Below are 18,248 nucleotides of genomic sequence, written 5' to 3' on the forward strand. Positions count from 1 at the left end.
GGATGTCTCAGTCCCGACGCCGCCGCAGCATGTCGAGGTAGACGGCCACCAGGATGACGATGCCGACCGCGACCGACTGCCACTCCTGCGGGACTGAGATGATGCGGAGGCCGTTGGTGAGAACGGCCATGATGAGGGCACCGATGACGGTGCCGATGATGGAGCCCTTGCCACCCTGCAGCGACGTTCCGCCGATGACGACGGCCGCGATGGCCTCGAGCTCGAGGCCCATGCCACCTGTCGGCTGTGCCGACGAGAGACGTGAAGCGCTGAGCACTCCCGCGAGTCCGACGAACAGGCCGGCCAGCGTGTAGATGATGATCTTCCAGCGGCGCACATTCACTCCGGAGAGCGCTGTTGCAGCCTCGTTCGAGCCGATCGAGAACGTGTAGCGACCGATGATGGTGCGCGACAGCAGGATGGCGGCGACGATGATCATCACGATAAAGATGGCCACGCCGAGCGGGAAGCGCACACCGGGGATGATCGACAGGTTCATGATCTGCTGGAAGGCCGGGGTGTCGTTGAAGTAGATGGGCTTCGTTCCCGAGATCACCAGCGACAGACCGGCGGCGATGAGCATCATGCCGAGGGTCGCGATGAACGGCGGGATGCCGAGCACCGACACGTTCACGCCGTTGATCAGGCCGATGATGCCGCCGAACACGATGGTAGCGAGCACGCCTGCCCAGAGTGGCCAGCCCCAGTAGGTCAGGAAGACACCCGCCATCACGCCGCAGAGCACCATCACGGTGCCGATGGAGAGGTCGATGCCGCCGGTGATGATGACGAACGTCGTTCCGAGCGCCAGGATGCCGGTGACGGTCGCGGCCGTCAGGATCGAGATCAGGTTGTTTGCCGTGAAGAAGTGCGTGCTGGTGACCGAGAAGAAGATGACGATCACGATGAGGCTCGCGGCGGCCAGAACCTGCTGCAGTGAGCCGCGCACCCAGGCGAAACGGGGCTTTCCGGCCTCGATGGCCGCGTAGGCGGAGGTCGACGGTGTCTGCGGATCGGCGTTCCGTCGACCGCTGGGGTTCGCTGTCGGTGTCGTGGTGGGGCTCATGCGATCGTTCCTTCGGCGCTGAAGCGGGTGGCGTAGTCCATGACGACCTCGGGAGAGGCGTCGGCATTGTCGAGCACTGTGGTGAGGCGGCCCTCGGCCATGATGGCGATGCGGTTGGAGAGCCGCAGCACCTCGGGCAGCTCGGAGGAGATCATGATGATCGCCTTGCCCTGATCGGCGAGCTGGCGCAGGAGCACGTAGATCTCCTCCTTCGCCCCGACGTCGATGCCTCGCGTCGGCTCGTCGAAGATGAGCACGTCGCAGTCCTTCGCCAGCCACTTGGCGATGACCACCTTCTGCTGGTTGCCGCCGGAGAGGTTGCGCACGAGCTGCGCCGTCGAGGGAGTCTTGATGCGCAGCTTCGAGACGTACTCCTTGCCCGTCGCCTCGATGCGCCGATTGTTCACGAAGCCGAGACCGCTCACGTAGTCGCGCAACGACGCCAGCACGATGTTCTCGCGCACGCTGCGTTCGAGCAGCACGCCCAGTTGCTTGCGGTCCTCGGAGAGGTAGCCGATGCCGAGGCGGGCGGCATCCGCCGGATTCTGGATGTCGACCTGCGCGCCCCGCATCGTGATGACGCCGGAGTCTCGGCGGTCGGCACCGACGATGGCCCGCGCCACCTCGGTGCGCCCGGCCCCCATGAGGCCGGCGAACCCGAGGATCTCGCCGGCGTGCACCTCGAAGCTCACGTCGCGGAGCAGGCGCTTGGTCGACAGCCCCTGCACCGAGAGCACCGGAGCCTCGGATGCCGCCACCGGTCCCGGCCGCTGCTCCGAACGCAGTTCCCGCCCGACCATGAGCGAGATCACGTCCTTCTGGTCGGCGGATGCCGTCTGGAGCGTGTCGATGTAGCGGCCATCGCGCAGCACCGAGATGCGGTCGGAGATGCGCGCGAGCTCCTCCATGCGGTGCGAGATGTAGATGACACCGGTGTCGGGCGAGCGGAAGCGGCGGATGAGGTCGAACAGCACGTCGACCTCGGCATCGTTCAGGGCCGCCGTCGGCTCATCCATGATGAGCACCTTGGCGTCGAAGGAGAGCGCCTTGGCGATCTCGACCATCTGCTGGCGGGCGACGGTGAGCTTCTCGACGGGCTCGTCGGGGTCGAGCGCGAGGCCGAGCCGGTCGAACAGCTCCTGTGCGCGGGCGTTGAGCGCCTTGTCGTCGAGGAAGAGTCCGGCCGAGCGCTTCTCGCGACCGATGAAGATGTTCTGCGCGACCGTGAGGTCGGGCATCAGGTTGAACTCCTGGTGGATGATGCTGATGCCCTGCTCCTGCGCGTGACGAGGGCCGTCGATCACCAGTTCGCGGCCGTTCATCCGGAACACGCCGGCGTCGGGGGTGTAGATGCCGGCGAGCAGCTTCATGAGCGTCGACTTGCCGGCGCCGTTCTCGCCGACGAGGGCGAGCACCTCACCGTGGCGCAGGTCGAGCCGAACATCGTCGAGGGCGAGCACGCCCGGGAACCCCTTGGTGACGCCCTCGAGCTCGAGGAGTGGTGGCGTCTGTACCGCGCTCACTGGGGGCCTCTCTTCCTTGAGATGGGTGTGCTCGAGTGTACTACTCGTCGGATGTCTGTGACCGTTTCCAGCGTAAATCCGGCATTCGAGCCATCGAAGGTCGTCATAGGTCGGATCTGAAGGCGCCTCTCAGCACTGGCCCTCATGGCGCGAACCCCTCGTCGCGCAGCGCATCCCACAGCGCGCCGGGCACGGGCGACGTCGCGCGCTCGACGTTCTCACGCATGGCATCCGCCCGGGCCGATCCGACCACGACGGTGCGCACTGCGGGATGCCGCAGCGGATACTGCATGGCGACGACGGGCAACGCCACCCCGTGCTCCCGGCAGATCGCGGCGATGCGCCGAGCCCGCTCGAGCACGTCATCGCCGACCCGGGCGTAGTCGTAGTGGGCGTTCGCGTCGGGCTCATCGCTCGCGAGCAGCCCGGAGTTGTATGGCGCGGCCGCCACGACTCCGACGCCGCGCTCGAGGCAGAGCGGCAGCAGTTCGGCGAGGGCCGGCTGCTCGAGCACCGTGTACCGGCCGGCGATCATCACCAGGTCGATGTCGCCCTCGCGCACGGCACGCACCGCGGCATCCGCGTCATTGGTGCCGACGCCGATGGCGCCGACGACCCCTTCGTCGCGCAGTCGCTGCAGGGCGGGCAGGCCCTCGGCGAGACCGCGGTCGAGGTCGTAGACGTCGGGATCGTGCAGGTAGGCGATGTCGACGCTGGCCAGGCCGAGGCGCTCGAGGGACTCCTCGATGCTGCGACGGATGCCGGACTCACTCGGATCGAACCGGCGCACGAGGTCGTTCGGAACCGCATAGGCATCGGCGAGGTCGTCGCCGCCGTCGAATGCCGGATTCGGGTCGAGCACGCGGCCGACCTTCGTCGAGATCGTGAACTCATCGCGCGGCCTGTCTCGCAGCGCGGTGCCGAGGCGCTTCTCCGACAGGCCGAGCCCGTAGTGCGGAGCCGTGTCGTAGTAGCGGATGCCGCTCTCCCACGCTGCCGCGACGGCGGCGGCGGCCTCCGCGTCGTCCACGGCCCGATAGAGGTTACCGAGGGGTGCGCCGCCGAATCCGACGGGGCCGAGGCGCGCGGCTGAGGTGACGCTCATACCGAGGCCGCCGCGGTGGCCACCGGGGCCGCCGCCGAGGTGCCGTGCCAGGTGTACTCGTCGATCGACGCCGGCAGCATCTCGGTGCCGGCTCCCGGCGCCGAGGGCACCAGGTAGCGCCCGCGTTCCACCACCGTCGGAGTCACGAAGTGCTCGTGCAGGTGGTCGACGAACTCGATCATGCGGCCGTCCATGCTGGCGGACACCGCGACGTAGTCGAACATCGACAGGTGCTGCACCGCCTCGCAGAGCCCGACGCCGCCGGCGTGCGGACAGACCGGAACGCCGAACTTCGCCGCCAGCAGCAGGTTCGCGATGTTCTCGTTCACGCCGCCCACACGGGTCGCGTCTATCTGCATCACCTGCATGCCCTCGGCCTGCAGCAGTTGCTTGAAGACGATGCGGTTCTGCACGTGCTCGCCCGTCGCCACCCGCACCGGGGCGACACCGCGGGCGATGGTGGCATGGCCGAGGATGTCGTCCGGGCTCGTCGGCTCCTCGATCCAGGCCAGGTTGAAGCCCGCGAGCTCGTTCACCCAGGTGATGGCATCGGCCACGTCCCAGCGCTGGTTGGAGTCGATCGCGATCGGGAAGTCGGGGCCGACCGCTGCTCGGGCGATGCCGAGGCGACGGATGTCGTCCTCGAGGCTCGCCCCCACCTTGAGCTTGATCTGCGGGAAGCCGTCGGCAACGGCCTCGCGGCAGAGGCGATCGAGCTTCTCGTCGGAGTAGCCGAGCCAGCCCGGCGTGGTCGTGTAGGCGGGGTAGCCGGCGTCGAGCAGCTGCGCGATGCGCTCCTGCCGTGTCGGTTCGGCCGCCCGCAGGATGTCGAGCGCCTGCTCGGGCGTGAGCGCATCGCTCAGGTACCGGAAGTCGACGACGGAGACGAGCTCCTCGGGGCTGAGGCTGGCGAGGTGCAGCCAGAGCGGCTGCCCGGCACGCTTGGACCGCAGATCCCAGAGTGCGTTGACGATGGCGCCGATGGCCATGTGCATCACGCCCTTCTCCGGTCCGAGCCACCGCAGCTGCGAGTCGTGCATGAGCAGACGCGACGCCGCGCCCATGTCGGCGAGAAGCTCCTCGACGTTGCGGCCGACCAGGTGTCCGCGCAGGGTGTCGAGCGCTGCGACCTGCACATCGTTGCCGCGACCGATGGTGAACACGAAGGCGTGGCCCTCGAGGCCGTCCTCGGCGTCGGTGCGGATCGCCACATAGGCGGCCGAGTAGTCGGGGTCGGGGTTCATCGCATCCGAACCGTCGAGTTCGAGGGAGGTGGGGAAGCGGATGTCCCGGGTGTCAACGCTGACGATGGTGCTCATGATGTCCTTTCGAGGGCGTTGCCGAGCCTAGACATCGGATGTCTCGAATGTCAAGCGCACCGGTTCCACGAAATTCCCCGCGATGGGCTGCCTTCAGTGGCTCAGAGTTCCGATGTTCGTCTCATGCCGCCTGAACACCCGCACCGCTCCCGCGCACCCCGCTGCTGCCACTGCCCGCCGGCATCAGTAGTCGGCGGAGGTTGTTGCCGGGTCTCGGTCGTTGTCCGGGGTCGATGTGGACGGGTGGGGTGAACCAGGTGCGGTTCTCGACCACCTGGATGCTCCAGCCCTCGCGGTGCAGCAGGTGATGATGGTGGGAGCAGAGCAGCACCCCGTTGGCGATGTCGGTGGAGCCGTGGTGGCGGTCCCACCAGCGGATGTGATGCGCATCGCAGAACTGCGGAGGGCGGCCACAGCCGGGGAACGCGCAGCCGCCGTCCCGTTCGGCGAGAGCGAGCTTCTGCGCCCTCGTGAACAACCGTTGCGCCCGGCCCAGGTCCAACGGGACCGAGTCCCCGCCGAGGACCAGCGGGATGATGCCGGCGGATGCCGCCAGGCCGCGGGCCGTGCTGGCTGAGATGGGCTGGGCGATGCCATCGATCGACGCGACACCGGCACTCTCGGGATCGGCGAGGTCCCCGACGTCCATGCGCACCACCACAGCGGTGCTGGCGTCGATGGTGGTCTGCTCGCGGCCGATCACATGCCGGGCGAGATCCGCCAGGGCGTCGGCGCGCATCTGCGTCAGAGTGCGCTGCTCGGTCACCACCGGATCAACGCAGGCACAGGTATCAGCGGGTGTCCCGTCGGGGCAGGTGCAGGCGCGCCCGGATCCGAACGCGTCCCGTGCCCGCCGTAGCTCGGTGGACACGAGGGCGTTGATCGCCGCCGCGACGACGGCACCATCCACCGGAGCGAACACGCCCGTTAGCCGCACCGCTCCGGACTTGTCCTCCACGATCGACAACGACCGGCCGGCGTGCAGTTCGTCTTCGCGGGGTTGCACCCCGTCGGTGTCGAGTCTGGCTTCGGCATACTTCACCGCCACGGCGAGGCTCCCGAGACTCAGCTGCGCGGCAGCCGCAGCAAGGGCTTCCTCGGTCGCGGCGAGCAGTTCCGGGTCGGCTCGGCAGGCGACCCGATCGAGCATGCGGGTGATCATCGCCGCCGCAGCCACACTGATCCGACCGGCCGTCAACGAAGCCTGCACGAACGGGTGCGGGGACGGCATCCGTTCCCCGGTGAACGACTCCCGCCCGGCCGTGGCCTCACCCACGGTGATGAGGGCCTCCGCTTCCCCCAGGGAGGCGCCTGCACTGGCCGCCAACAGATCCGCCGGCGACGCGAAGCCCTGCCCCTTCGCCAACCCCTCAGCACCCAGCTCGGGCCGCGACCGGCGCGCCACCTCCCCCGCCACCAGGGCCTGCAACGCACCGATGGCCCGCGCGAGCGCCGAGAGGGCGTCGACGACGCGAACCAGCCCGGCATCGCTCATCGACCGCACCGCCGCAGCGGCATCCGCCCCCGGAAGCAGCACCGCGGGCAGGGCATCCTTCCATGCTGTGCGCAGCGCCGTGAGGCTGTCGCGCAGGAGCCGGAAGTGGTTCTTCATGCCTCAATTCTCGCGCGACCCACTGACATTTCCTCGACTTTCTCTTCGAATGTGGATAACTCAGGCAGCGCGAGAATGGGAACACAGAAACGAGAACGCACACCTCATAGATTCCACCCCGGATACCCTCGATCCATGCCCCTCTTCCTCGGCGTCGACCTCGCCTGGGGCGAGGGAACCGCGACCCGCGCCGCGAACGAGACCGGCCTCGCCGCCATCGCCGCTGACGGCACGGTCATCGACGCAGGGTGGGCCCGCGGCATCAACGAGGTCGAGCGCTGGCTGCTGGCGACGGCATCCGTCGGCGACGTGATCGCGATCGACGCGCCTCTCGTGGTTGCGAACCGCACAGGCATGCGCGAGTGCGAGCGCGAGGTCGGGCGCCGCTACGGTCGCTGGAAGGTCTCGGCGAACGCCAGCAACCTCGGCCTCGGCTGGCTCGCCGGAGTCACCCTGCGCAGACGTCTGGAGGCCGCTGGATTCACCTGCATCAGCGGAACGGATGCCGCCCGCGACGACATCGTGCAGTTCTTCGAGTGCTACCCGTACACGACACTCGTCGGCGCCGTCGAGCTCGGCTACGACGGGGAACGCCCCCGCTACAAGCGCCCCAACCTCGCCATCCCGGCGTCGGAGCGACGCGAGTTCAGGGCACACCAGTGCGACGACCTGATCGCGCGCCTCGCAGCGCTCACCGTCGCCGAGACGCCGCTCGACCTTGGCTCGCATCCCGTGACGCATGACCTTCTGAACACCCCGTCACCGCTGACGGATGCCGCCTACAAGCACCGCGAAGACCTCATCGATGCGGTCATCTGCGCTTGGACGGCCTCGCTCTGGGCGCGCCATCACCTCGATCGCTGCCAGGTGCTCGGAGCCGACTCGCAGCCCGACGACGAGGGCCGGCTCGCGACCATCGTCGCCCCGGCGCGGCCGGAGCAGCGGCGACCGCGGGAGCACTGACGGCGGCGCTGCCTCAGGAGTCGCGCTTCGCCTGCCGCTTCGCGCCCTGAGCCGCGCTCGACGCGTCGCGCTTCACGCCACCGCTCGTCTTCTGGTGTTCACGGGCGCGGCCCTCCGACCCGACCCCGCCGGTGTGCGAGGTCTGCGACTGCGGTCCGGCCCACCGGCCCTCGCGTGCGCGGGCCAGCCGCTCGTCCCTGAGGGTCTCCGCCTCCTCGTGGGCGACCCGCGCCAGCTCAGCGCTGATCCGCGCCAGCGCCTCCTCGAACACGGATGCCCGCAGCCGCGCCTTGTCGGATTTCGGTGCCGCAGCCCCTCGGCCGCCGGCCGCCTCGACCCTGGTCGCGGCGTCCCGCCGGTATCGCTTCACATGCTTGTTGCGCGCCTGCCGCACGCGCTTGTGCAGGGCGAGCAGCCCGTCTTCGTCGAGTTCCGCGAGCCGCTCGGGCTCCAGTTCACGGATGAGGTCGAGCTCGTCGTCTTTGAGAACCCACAGGCTGTCTTCCATAGCCCTCATAGTGGCACTCGGCTCGAGCGGGCGATAGGGCGAGGCGGCCATAGGGCGAGGCGACGATCGAGCGAGGCGGCGATCAGCCCCTCTTCACCACCCAGACCTCGGGCTCGGCCGGTGCCTCGGAGGCGGCCTCCTTCGCCGCTCGCCTGCGGTCGCGTGCCTGCTTGGCCACGCCGACGCCCTTTTTCACAGCAGCGTTGGCTTTGGTGCTGACCTTCTTGGCCGTCTCGAACTCGGTCGAGAGGATGCCGAGGCCCCCGAGCACCACGAGGGCTCCCGGGCCCGGCAGCGGGATCATCACTACGCCGAGTGCCACGGTGCCTCCACCGACGACGCCCACGCCGGCCCGATAGGCCTTGTCGACAGTCGGATTGCGGCGGATCGTCTCTCGGGTTCCGTGCGCGGCACTGCGTGTGGCCCGACCGAGGGCGGCCCCCACGCGACGGGTCGTGCTCGGCGCCGTCGGCTCGGACCGCTGCTGCTGACGCTGCTGATCCTGCTGGAAGGTGTCACTCATGCGCACAGCCTAGGAGCCGATGCTGGAAAGCGCCCCAGCGCGCCAACACCCCAGCGCCCCAGCGCCGGCCACCCCGACTACGGCATCCGCTCCAGCACGACATCGGCCACCACCGGGAAGTGGTCAGACGGATACATGCCGTCAACGGCACGGTCGACGAGAAACGCCCTCTCCACCTCGAGCGCCGGCCGCGTGAGGATGTGGTCGACGCGACGGTCGATCTGCTTCGTCGCCTCCAGCGGGGCGAACGGCACGGCGGAACTCAGCGTGACCGCATCCGTCATCCCGCCACCGCGTTCCCAGGTGTCCGATGCCACCTCAGCCAGAGGCGCGAACTCGACCTGGCTCGCATCGGCGTTGAGGTCGGCCAGCAGCATCACGGGCCGACCTGCCCGGGCCAGCTCTTCGATCAGGCGCGCCAGCCGCTTGGTCTGGGCACGATGGTCGTCGGCGTACTCCGGCTCCCACTCCGTCGCGGCCACCACGAGGCTCAGAGGTCCTGACGGATGCTCGACCGACGCCACGAGCGCCACAGGCGGAACCTGGCGATGGGTCACCGGCAGTTCGATAGCCTCGGTGGCGGTGATCGGCCACCGACACACCAGCCCGATGCCCATGCGCATCCCCAGGCGATCGGCGTCTTCGGGCGGGACCGGCGGCAGCGAGGTGGCCACGAACGCGGCATGCCCGCCGGTCACCTCGGCGACGGCATCCGCCTGCGTCGTCTCCGCCGATGCCCAGCACTCCTGCAGACCGACGATGTCGGGGGCGAGGTCGGCCACGATGCTCCGGATGCCGCGCTGGCGCGCCTCGGGCTGCGGATCGAACCACCACAGCACGTTCCACGTGACGACCCTGATGACCGCGCGCTCCGGTCGCGGGTCCCGAACGCCTCCGCCCATCGTGCGCGACCTCCACTCCTGCCTGGCTCGGCGACGCCCTCGCCCGCTCGTCACCTCATCCACTGGAGCACCCGCACCATCGCCCTGCACCATCGCGCGCTCGCATGCGTCGCCTACGCGACGCCCACCACTCGGGCGGCGTCGACGGCCTCCCTGATGCCGTGCCGCCACGGTTCGCCGTGGCCGGGCAGCACGAGGGCGGCATCCGTCTCCTCGAAGACCGCGAGCGATCGCATCGCCTGGTCGCTGTCGGCGGTGGCCGCGCGCGCCACGATGCGGGGTCCGCGCTCGGCCGTGTACGGGTCGAAGGTCACCAGGGCATCGCCGCTGATCAGAACACCCCGGTCGGCGAGATGGAACCCGCAGTGTCCGGCCGTGTGGCCAGGAGTCGCAAGCGGGATCGGCTGCCCGGGCAGGTCGACGGCGACTCCGGGCTGGAGAAGGTTGCTCACGTCGACCCCGTGCACGGCGAGCGCCCCGGCCGCCGCCATCGCCGCCAGTACCGGCACCGACCGCGGATGCTCCACCGGGTAGCGCGTGCGGGCGCGCTCGTGCTCGTAGCTGTACGGATGCCGAGTGATGTACCTGTCGTCCTCGTGCACCCACACCGGGATGCGGTGCTCCTCCACCAGACGCTTCGCCGTCCCGACGTGATCGAAGTGACCGTGCGTCAGCACGAGCCCGCGAATGTCGCCGAAGTCGCGGCCCAGCCAGCGCAGCGTCGCCGCGAGTGCCTGGTACCCGCGCGGCAGTCCGCTGTCGATCAGGGTCAAACCGTCGGTGTCGCTCGTTCCGGCGACGAGATAGCTGTTCACGTGACCGTGCTCCACCAGGAAGACGCCGTCACTCACTTCGGCTGCACGCATGCGCTGGGGACTCATGCGGGGAACGATATTCAGGCCCAACGGATGCCGGAACAGGCTTGACAGCCGGCAGCAGAGTAGCCACCGCGCATCCGCGCGGCAAGGGCCTTCTCCGATCCGAACGGCCGGAGTTGGCTGGCAGGCACGAGCCTGGAGGAGGAGACCATGTCCAACGCATTCTTCGGATCGACCGGTGAGGTGGAACCTCGCGCCGCGGATGAGCCGCGCGGCTCGCTGGAGCTGGTGCACTCCTTCGACGACGGGCCGATGCCGACCGGTGTCAGCGTCTCGCACTCTGGCCGCATCTTCGTGAACTTCCCGAAGTGGGGCGACGACGTGCGCGCGACCGTGGTCGAGCTGCGGGATGGCGAGCAGCATCCGTTCCCCGATGAGGCGTGGAACAGCCCCTCGAGCGACGACGACGAGAACGCCCTCGTCTCGGTGCAGAGCATCGTCGTCGATCCGGCCGACCGACTGTGGATCCTCGACACCGGAAGCCCCATGTTCCAGCCGACGAAGCGGGGCGGACCGAAGCTGGTCTGCGTCGACCTGACAACGGATGCCGTCGTGCAGACGATCGTGTTCGAGCCCGACGTCGCGTTGCCCACCACCTATCTCAACGACGTCAGGTTCGACCTGAGGCAGGGCGACGGCGGAGTCGCCTACATCACCGATTCCTCCGACCAGGGCCCGAACGGCATCATCGTCGTCGACCTCGCCACGGGTGAGGCATGGCGACGCCTGCACGATCACCCGAGCACCAAGGCCCTGCCGCCGCAGGAGATGGTGCCGATGGCCGAGGGCCGGGTCTTCGCCGAACGCTCGGCCGGGGAGCCGCCGAAGCCCGTGACGATGGGGTCGGACGGCATCGCCATCTCGAGCGACGGCGAGCGCCTCTGGTACTGCCCGCTCATCTCCCGCCGCTGGTACAGCGTGTCGACCGAGGCGCTGCGCGATCGCGCCGTGAGCGAGCTGGCCGTTGCGGCATCCGTCGTCGACGAGGGTGACAAGGGCGGGGGAGCCGACGGCCTCGAATCCGACGACGCCGGACGCCTCTATGCGACGAACTACGAGCACAACGCCATCCTGCGCCGGCTTCCGAGCGGCGAACTGCAGACGCTGGTGCAAGACGAACGGATGCTCTGGCCCGACACCATGTCGGTGGCCACCGACGGGCACCTGTACTTCACGGCCAACCAGCTGCATCGGCAGGAGAAGTACCAGGACGGCGAAGACCTGCGGCAGTACCCGTATTCGCTGTTCAGGGTGCGCATCGACGCCGGCCCCGTGCTGCTGCGCTGAGAGCCTGACCGTCTTAGCGGGGTGACAGCCTCTGGAGAACGGTCCCTCGGGCTGTGAGCGCTCCGAGTTGTCATTGACTTGCTAGTCCGTATTCATGCATCGATCCCTCTTTTCAGCGGCCGATCCGTGTGCTAGAACTGGGAGCGCACACAGTTCATGTGCGCAATCCCCGCAGCGCCGCGGATGACCGCGCCTTCACGATGAGGCGTCCCGCCCGAGCTGTCCGACTCGAGAGGAACGTCGATCGTGAGAAAACGAAGCACCTGGAGCCGCGTGGGGCTGGGGGCCCTGGCCGGCGCAGTCGCGGCCGCCATCTCGATTCCCGCCGGGGCGATCGGCGTCGTCGGCGCCGCGAGCGCGGCATCCGCAGCCGAAGTGGACGGCCCGGTCGAAGCCGGCATCTTCGTGAACAAGGTGGAGAACCTCTCCCCCGACTTCGTGAACGGCGTCGACGTGTCGAGTGTGCTCAGCGAGGAGGCGTCCGGCGTCGTCTACCGCGACGCCGACGGGAACCCGCAGGACATCTTCGAGACCCTTCACGAGAGCGGCGTCAACACCGTGCGAGTGCGGGTCTGGAACGATCCGTACGACGCCGACGGCAACGGCTACGGCGGCGGCACCGTCGACGTCCCCCGCGCCGTCGAGATCGGCGAGCGCGCCACGGCCGCCGGCATGAAAGTGCTCGTCGACTTCCACTACTCCGATTTCTGGGCCGACCCCGGGCGCCAGCTGGCCCCGAAGGCCTGGCAGGGCCTGTCACCGGCCGAGACGGTTACAGCACTGCACGACTTCACGACTGAGGCGCTCACGGCGTTCGCGGAAGCCGGCGTCGACGTCAGCATGGTGCAGATCGGCAACGAGACGAACAACGCCATCGCCGGCTACACCCGCGCCGGCACGGCCATCGACCAGCAGTTCGCCGCACTCCTGCAGGCGGGAGCGACAGCGACCCGGGAGACCCTCCCCGACGCCCTCGTCGCCGTGCACTTCACCAATCCCGAGACACCCGGACGCTACGCCACCTACGCCGCCGGCCTGGCGCAATTCGGCGTCGACTACGACGTCTTCGCGAGTTCCTACTACCCCTACTGGCACGGCACTCCCGCGAACCTCACCGCCGTGCTGAGTCAGATCGCGACCACCTACGGCAAGAAGGTCATGGTGGCCGAGACCTCGTGGGCGCACACTCTCGACGACGGAGACGGATTCTCCAACTCCATCGGATCGGGCACCATCACCGACGCCTACCCCGCCAGCGTGCAGGGCCAGGCCACCCAGTTGCGTGACGTCATCGCGGCCGTGGCGGCTGTCGGTGATGCCGGCATCGGCGTCTTCTACTGGGAGCCGGCGTGGATCCCGGTCGGCCCGCCGAGCGCCATCGAGACCAACAAGACGCTCTGGGAGCGCGACGGATCCGGCTGGGCCACGAGCTACGCGAAGGGCTACGACCCGGTGAACGTCGGCGACTTCTTCGGCGGATCCTCGTGGGACAACCAGGCGCTCTTCGCCTTCGACGGCACGGCTCTCGAGTCGCTCCGCACCTTCGAATACGTGCGCACCGGCGCCGCAGCCCCGCGCGAGATCGTCTCGGTCGAGAAGGTCGCCCTCTCGGTGACGGATGGCGCCCCCGTCGCTCTCCCGTCCACGATCACCGTGACCTATAACGACGCCACGACCGAGCACCCCACCGTCGCCTGGAGCAAGGCCGCCGGCTACATCCGTGGCCCGGGCACCTACTCGATTCCGGGTAGGACGTCGACGGGCATCGCCGTGACGGCATCCGTCACCGTGCTCGCCGCGAACCTGGTGAGGAACCACAGTTTCGAGGACGCCGACACCAGCGCCTGGACCTTCACCGGCCCGGCCGCGCGCACCCAGACGGCCGACGGGTCCGACGGCGACTTCGCCGTCACCTTCTGGAACGGCACCGCCTATACGACGTCGGCGACGCAGAAGCTCACCGGGGTTCCGGCCGGAACCTACACGCTGCAGGCCACGACGCAGGGAACGAACTCCCCGGCGACGGATGTGCGCACGCTCGCGGCGACGACGTCGGCGGGCAGCTGGAGCGCTCCGCTCGAGTTCACAGCCTGGAACGAGTTCCACACCGCGACGCTGCAGTCGGTCGTCGTCGGCTCCGACGGCGTCGTCACCATCGCGGCGAACTTCTCGCTCTCGGCCGGAGCGTGGGGCGTGCTCGACGACGTGCGCCTGGTGAAGGTGGAGAAGGCGTCGACGGTCGACAAGCGCCCGATCCAGGCGCTGCTCACGGTGGCCGCTCGGGTGACGCCGGCGAAGTACACGCCGGCCTCCGTCGCGGGCCTGAACGAGGCCGTCGCGATCGGGACCGTCGTGGTGACGTCACCGCGGGCCACCAAGGCCGACGTCATCAGGAGCTCGCTCCTCGTGACGGCCGCGTTGCTCAAGCTGCGGCGCGCCTAGCCGCCGCGTCCGGCTGCCGCCGCGCCGCGCTGCGCCAATTCGCGGGGGTCTGCGCCACCTCATCTGGCGCAGACCCCCGCGAAATGGCGTGCGGCGTCATCGACCGCCCGGGTGACCCCCGCCGTGTCCGTGGTGGCCGCGCTTTTTCGCCGAGGCCGCCTCGAAGGCGCGCTCGATCTCCTGGGAGAACGTGTTGCCCGCGGCATCCGTCGCCGTCACCCGCAGGTCGATCCACGCCCCGGCGTCGGGCACGGCGAGCTTGGCGCTGTATGCCTTCAGGAACGGACGCTCCTCGGGGTAGTTGATCATCGGCGACGCCACCGGCTCTTCATCCGGGGAGGCGGATGCTCCGGATGCCTGTCCCGTCGCTGCCGCCGGCTTCAGGGCCACCGGCGTCCACTGCCCGCCCGCGGTGCGCATCTCGAGGGTCGCTCCGGTGAGCTCGGCCATGCCGTCGGCGCTCTCGATGTGGCTGAGCTCGAGGCCGAGGTCGATGGGCCTGCCCGACGACCGCTTCCCACCGACGGCACCGGATGCATCCGCGTCGACGTCGTAGAAGGCCTGCATCATGGGCAGCGTCTGCTCCGTGAAATCGTCGGCGGATCCACCGTTGCGGAACGTCCACTCCGTCACGGTCTTCGTCGACGACGGGAGGTAGCGTCCGTCGTGGGTCGCCGTGTTCAGCACCCGCCATTCGTGTTCGCCGTCCGGGATGTCGAACACCGTCGCGGACTGCCACGGGGATGCCGCGACCTGCTCGCCGTCGATCCAGACCTCGGTGAGCTGGGAGCGGTCGGGGCGCTGCTCGAAGACGTCGAAGGCGCCGGTGTGCTGCGGGCTTCCGCCGTCACCCCACGAGGGGACGTTCACCTGGGCGAAGGCGGCGATCCGCTCGGGCGCCCAGTACCCCGGTCCGACGAAGGGTCGCACGATGGGCGCGAAGTAACTGGTCGTCGACTTCTGCTTCGGGGTGTAGGCCCGCTTCACGTCCCGCACCTCCCATGCCGCCGCGATGAGGGCAGCGCCCTGGTTCCACTCGACCTTGTCGGTGTTCACCCACTCGGTGCGGGTGAGGCCCCGCTCGGTGCGCAGGTAGAAGCCCGAGCTGACGTCGATGCCCGGTCCGTAGTCCCAGCGGAACTCGCCCACGAGGTCGCCCGCGTGGCCGTGGTAGGTGGTCGTGGTCTTCGCGAGCTTGGTCGGCCGGTAGTGCAGGTCACCGGGGATCGACCCGTCGACGAAGCGCGAGATGTCGTAGACCTCGTCGGCGGCGGAAACTCCGACGCCCGTGAGCGTGACGGCCTTCGCGGGACTCGGCCTCTTGCCCTTGGACGCGGCGACGGCAAGCGACGCGAGCAGAGCCCGACCCTCGACACCACTGATGGAGGCGACCGGAATGGCGACGTCGGTGACGTAGTCGTCAGCTCCGACCCACTCGCTGAGTTCACCGTCGGCGTCGTTCACGACGAGGAGCATCGTGGCGTGCGCCGCGAGCGCGTTGGCCGCCCGCTCGCTCGGAGAGACGGCGTCGGACCGCGTCGCAACGGCGATCTTGCCCTTCGCGCTCACCGCCGCGAACTCGGCCGCACTGCCGGTACCGACGTCGACCGCATCCGCTCGCAGCCTGCCGTCGTAGAAGGTCGAGCCGGCCTGCACCGTGACGTCGAGCCTGCGCTTGCCCGCTGCCAGGGTGAGCAGCGGATCCTGCAGGCGCCAGCGGCTGGTGAACGAGAAGCTGTCGGCGTTCGGCGCCGTCATCGGCTGGGCGTAGAAGCCGTCGCTGAGAAGGTCACGGTAATAGGTGCCGGTGAAGCCGTCGATCCTGTAGTCGAGTCGGCTGAACACCGCGTCGACGCCCGAGTCGCCGACATCGACGGTGACGGGCTTCGTGGTCCTGGCATCGAATGCCACTGTCGCATCGCCGTCGAGAACCAGGTCGGGATCTCCGACCAGCGCCGTGACGACGGAGTCGCCGGAGCGCAGTGCGTCCATGAAGGTCATCACGCCGTAGCGACCGGCCGGCATGCGCATCGTCACGTCGCCCGCCACTCCGAACGGGTAGTAGTCGCCGCTGCCGGCCTCGTACATGATGCCGTAGGTGTCGATCGGTTCACCGGTGAAGCCCGTGGCCTTCACGGTGAGGTTGTAGCGCTCCATCTCGGCGATCATGCCGAGGGCCGTGCGCGTGACGACGGTGCCGTCGATGCTGCCGAGCAACGCTCCGGCGAGCTGCGTTCCCGCGGGCACCTTCGTCGGGTCGACGGTCATGGTGACGCTGCGCGATTCGCCGGCGGGAATGGTGAGGACGTTGGTGTCGAGGGTGAGCACGTCGTCGGCGGCTCCCTCGAGGGAGGCGGTGAGGTCGAGCACCACCTCGGCGTCGCCGCTGTTCGCGACGTCGACCGTGCGCACCACGGGTTCGGCGGTCTCGCCCCAGGCGAGCATCCCGAAGTCGCCCGATCCCGATGCGATGACGGTGGCGTCGATCGCCGTCGCGACGTTCACGACGCCGGTGCCGGCCTGGTACGAGGTCAGCCCGACATCGGTCGTCGTGCTCAGGAGGGTTGCACGCAGCTGCTCGGCGGTGTACTCGGGGTGGAGCTGCTTGAGGATGGCGGCGGCGCCGGCGACATGGGGCGTCGCCATCGAGGTTCCGCTCATGGTGATGTAGGAGCCTTCGCCCGGGCTGTCGGCCGACCGGGCGGCCGTGACGGAGCTGCCCGGGCCGGCGAGCTCCGGCTTCAGGGCGCCGCTCAGGGCGAGTGGACCTTGGCTGGAGTAGTTCGCCAGCTCGCCGCTCGGGTCCTCGACGGAGCCGACGGTGAGGGCGCGGGCGGCGGAGCCCGGGGAGCCGATGCTCTCGGGCGCACCGTTGTTGCCGGCTGCGACCACGAAGAGTGCGCCGGTCTCCTCGGAGATGGCGTTGAGGGCCTCGGCCATCACGTCGAGGCCGTCGGATGCCTGCGACGAACCGAGGCTCATCGACACGATGTCGGCGTTCTCGCCGGCCCACTGCATGCCCTCGATGATCCACGAGTCCTGGCCTGAGCCGTCAGCGCCGAGAACCTTGCCGACGAGCAGGTCGGCACCGTCGGCGACGCCGCGGTGCACTCCGCCGCTGGCCGCTCCGGTTCCGGCGACGGTCGACGCCACATGCGTGCCGTGGCCCTGCGTGTCGGTGGTGGCGTCTTCACCGGGAACGAAGCTCATCGAGCCGGGGAGTACGCGCCCGGCGATGTCGGGGTGCGTGTCGTCGATGCCCGTGTCGAGCACGGCGACGGTCACCCCGGCGCCGGTGTAGCCCTCGGCCCAGGCTGCCGGAGCACCGATGTAGGGCACGCTCGAGTCGAGCGTCGCCTCCACCTTGCCGTCGAGGTGGATCGAGGCGATGCCGCCGGCCAGTGCCGGTTCGGCGCTGAAGGTGCTCGGGCCGGTGGCGCCGGTGCCGCCGGCGCTGCCCGTGAGCGCCGACCAGGCGTCTGCTGCCGCAGCGTGGTCTGCGATGGCGGCCGCGCCGCCGATGCTCTCGAGGGGAGTGCCGATCTCGACCCCGGGAACCGGAGCCGTCATCAGGGCGGGGCCATCGGCATCCGCGAACTCGACGATCACGGGCGTCGCGGGCACCGACGCGTCGTCGTAGCCGAACTCGATCAGCTGGGTGACGTTGAAGAGGTCGGGGTCGAGCGAACCGGCGGCCAGGTACGGCAGCGCTGAGCTGGGGAGCACGTGCAGGTCGCCGTCGAGTTCGACGGACTGCACAGCAGCTCCGGGCACGGCGGTCTCGATCTCGACCGCGCGGGTGCCGTCGCCGAGATCGGTCACTCGCACGCGATCACCGGTGATGAGGGTGACGGAATGCGTGCCGGCAGCGGATCGGGCCGCAGGCGCGGAGGCGGCGGTCGACGAGGCGGCGTCGTTCGGGCCGGCGGATGCGGGAACGGAGGTCAGTCCGACACCGGCGACGCCGATGGCGACGCCTCCGATCGCGGCGGCGATGGTGCGCCGGCGATGACGCCAGAACGGGGGATTGCTGTTCGACACTGACAGGCCTCTCGAACGTGGTGGGTGGGAGCTAAGAAGCAACCTCTCACAGCGCATTCGCTATCCTGTTGGCGGACAG

Annotated in this window: 13 protein-coding genes; 3 read left to right on the top strand and 10 right to left on the bottom strand. The window is 69.2% G+C overall.

Going from position 1 to position 18,248, the window contains the following annotated elements; translation table 11 throughout:
* Positions 1–7: 7 nt before the first annotated feature.
* The 5 genes from ASC59_RS10830 to ASC59_RS10850 all read right to left on the bottom strand — a co-directional run bounded on the left by ASC59_RS10830 (position 8) and on the right by ASC59_RS10850 (position 6,625).
* A complete protein-coding gene (locus ASC59_RS10830; protein ID WP_082513531.1) occupies positions 8–1,066 on the bottom strand; it encodes an ABC transporter permease in 1,059 nt (352 codons plus the stop codon).
* Complete coding sequence (locus tag ASC59_RS10835) at positions 1,063–2,589, bottom strand: sugar ABC transporter ATP-binding protein (RefSeq protein WP_055822045.1); 1,527 nt, start codon at positions 2,587–2,589, stop codon at positions 1,063–1,065. Before ASC59_RS10835 ends, ASC59_RS10830 begins: the two co-directional genes overlap by 4 nt.
* 142 nt (positions 2,590–2,731) lie before the next feature.
* Positions 2,732–3,694, bottom strand: coding sequence for an aldo/keto reductase (locus ASC59_RS10840; RefSeq protein WP_055822047.1), 963 nt, complete (start codon positions 3,692–3,694; stop codon positions 2,732–2,734).
* On the bottom strand, positions 3,691–5,013 hold the full coding sequence (locus tag ASC59_RS10845; RefSeq protein ID WP_055822050.1) for an L-fuconate dehydratase: 1,323 nt from the start codon (positions 5,011–5,013) through the stop codon (positions 3,691–3,693). The genes ASC59_RS10840 and ASC59_RS10845 overlap by 4 nt, the downstream gene beginning before the upstream one ends.
* 121 nt (positions 5,014–5,134) lie before the next feature.
* The gene (locus ASC59_RS10850; RefSeq protein ID WP_055822052.1) at positions 5,135–6,625 is read right to left on the bottom strand and encodes an HNH endonuclease signature motif containing protein; all 1,491 of its coding nucleotides are present in this window, start codon (positions 6,623–6,625) and stop codon (positions 5,135–5,137) included.
* Between the two features lie 135 nt (positions 6,626–6,760).
* On the opposite strand from ASC59_RS10850, the gene ASC59_RS10855 reads away from it, so the two are divergent.
* Complete coding sequence (locus ASC59_RS10855) at positions 6,761–7,588, top strand: DUF429 domain-containing protein (protein WP_055822056.1); 828 nt, start codon at positions 6,761–6,763, stop codon at positions 7,586–7,588.
* Between the two features lie 13 nt (positions 7,589–7,601).
* Here ASC59_RS10855 and ASC59_RS10860 read toward each other — a convergent pair whose 3' ends face one another.
* The 4 genes from ASC59_RS10860 to ASC59_RS10875 all read right to left on the bottom strand — a co-directional run bounded on the left by ASC59_RS10860 (position 7,602) and on the right by ASC59_RS10875 (position 10,402).
* Complete coding sequence (locus tag ASC59_RS10860) at positions 7,602–8,096, bottom strand: hypothetical protein (RefSeq protein ID WP_055822059.1); 495 nt, start codon at positions 8,094–8,096, stop codon at positions 7,602–7,604.
* An 82-nt stretch (positions 8,097–8,178) separates the two neighbouring features.
* Positions 8,179–8,619 (bottom strand): PGPGW domain-containing protein, encoded by a 441-nt coding sequence (locus tag ASC59_RS10865; protein WP_055822062.1) that lies wholly within the window; start codon positions 8,617–8,619, stop codon positions 8,179–8,181.
* Positions 8,620–8,696: 77 nt separating this feature from the next.
* On the bottom strand, positions 8,697–9,521 hold the full coding sequence (locus ASC59_RS10870) for an endonuclease/exonuclease/phosphatase family protein (RefSeq protein ID WP_055822065.1): 825 nt from the start codon (positions 9,519–9,521) through the stop codon (positions 8,697–8,699).
* A 113-nt stretch (positions 9,522–9,634) separates the two neighbouring features.
* Positions 9,635–10,402: an MBL fold metallo-hydrolase gene (locus ASC59_RS10875; protein ID WP_235492662.1), complete on the bottom strand. Its 768-nt coding sequence runs from the start codon at positions 10,400–10,402 to the stop codon at positions 9,635–9,637.
* Positions 10,403–10,549: 147 nt separating this feature from the next.
* On the opposite strand from ASC59_RS10875, the gene ASC59_RS10880 reads away from it, so the two are divergent.
* Positions 10,550–11,686, top strand: coding sequence for an L-dopachrome tautomerase-related protein (locus ASC59_RS10880; RefSeq protein WP_055822071.1), 1,137 nt, complete (start codon positions 10,550–10,552; stop codon positions 11,684–11,686).
* A 246-nt stretch (positions 11,687–11,932) separates the two neighbouring features.
* Positions 11,933–14,128 (top strand): glycosyl hydrolase 53 family protein, encoded by a 2,196-nt coding sequence (locus tag ASC59_RS10885; protein ID WP_235492663.1) that lies wholly within the window; start codon positions 11,933–11,935, stop codon positions 14,126–14,128.
* A gap of 96 nt (positions 14,129–14,224) precedes the next feature.
* Here ASC59_RS10885 and ASC59_RS10890 read toward each other — a convergent pair whose 3' ends face one another.
* Positions 14,225–18,169, bottom strand: coding sequence for a S8 family peptidase (locus tag ASC59_RS10890; protein ID WP_055822073.1), 3,945 nt, complete (start codon positions 18,167–18,169; stop codon positions 14,225–14,227).
* Between the last annotated feature and the right edge of the window lie 79 nt (positions 18,170–18,248).

The organism is Leifsonia sp. Root1293 (genome assembly GCF_001425325.1).
Taxonomy (GTDB): Bacteria; Actinomycetota; Actinomycetes; order Actinomycetales; family Microbacteriaceae; genus Orlajensenia.

Coding starts and splice junctions, on each gene's coding strand:
- ASC59_RS10845 (WP_055822050.1), bottom strand. CDS start 5,013: ATGAGCACCATCGTCAGCGTTGACACCCGGGACATCCGCTTCCCCACC.
- ASC59_RS10870 (WP_055822065.1), bottom strand. CDS start 9,521: ATGGGCGGAGGCGTTCGGGACCCGCGACCGGAGCGCGCGGTCATCAGG.
- ASC59_RS10860 (WP_055822059.1), bottom strand. CDS start 8,096: ATGGAAGACAGCCTGTGGGTTCTCAAAGACGACGAGCTCGACCTCATC.
- ASC59_RS10830 (WP_082513531.1), bottom strand. CDS start 1,066: ATGAGCCCCACCACGACACCGACAGCGAACCCCAGCGGTCGACGGAAC.
- ASC59_RS10840 (WP_055822047.1), bottom strand. CDS start 3,694: ATGAGCGTCACCTCAGCCGCGCGCCTCGGCCCCGTCGGATTCGGCGGC.
- ASC59_RS10880 (WP_055822071.1), top strand. CDS start 10,550: ATGTCCAACGCATTCTTCGGATCGACCGGTGAGGTGGAACCTCGCGCC.
- ASC59_RS10875 (WP_235492662.1), bottom strand. CDS start 10,402: ATGAGTCCCCAGCGCATGCGTGCAGCCGAAGTGAGTGACGGCGTCTTC.
- ASC59_RS10865 (WP_055822062.1), bottom strand. CDS start 8,619: ATGAGTGACACCTTCCAGCAGGATCAGCAGCGTCAGCAGCAGCGGTCC.
- ASC59_RS10850 (WP_055822052.1), bottom strand. CDS start 6,625: ATGAAGAACCACTTCCGGCTCCTGCGCGACAGCCTCACGGCGCTGCGC.
- ASC59_RS10855 (WP_055822056.1), top strand. CDS start 6,761: ATGCCCCTCTTCCTCGGCGTCGACCTCGCCTGGGGCGAGGGAACCGCG.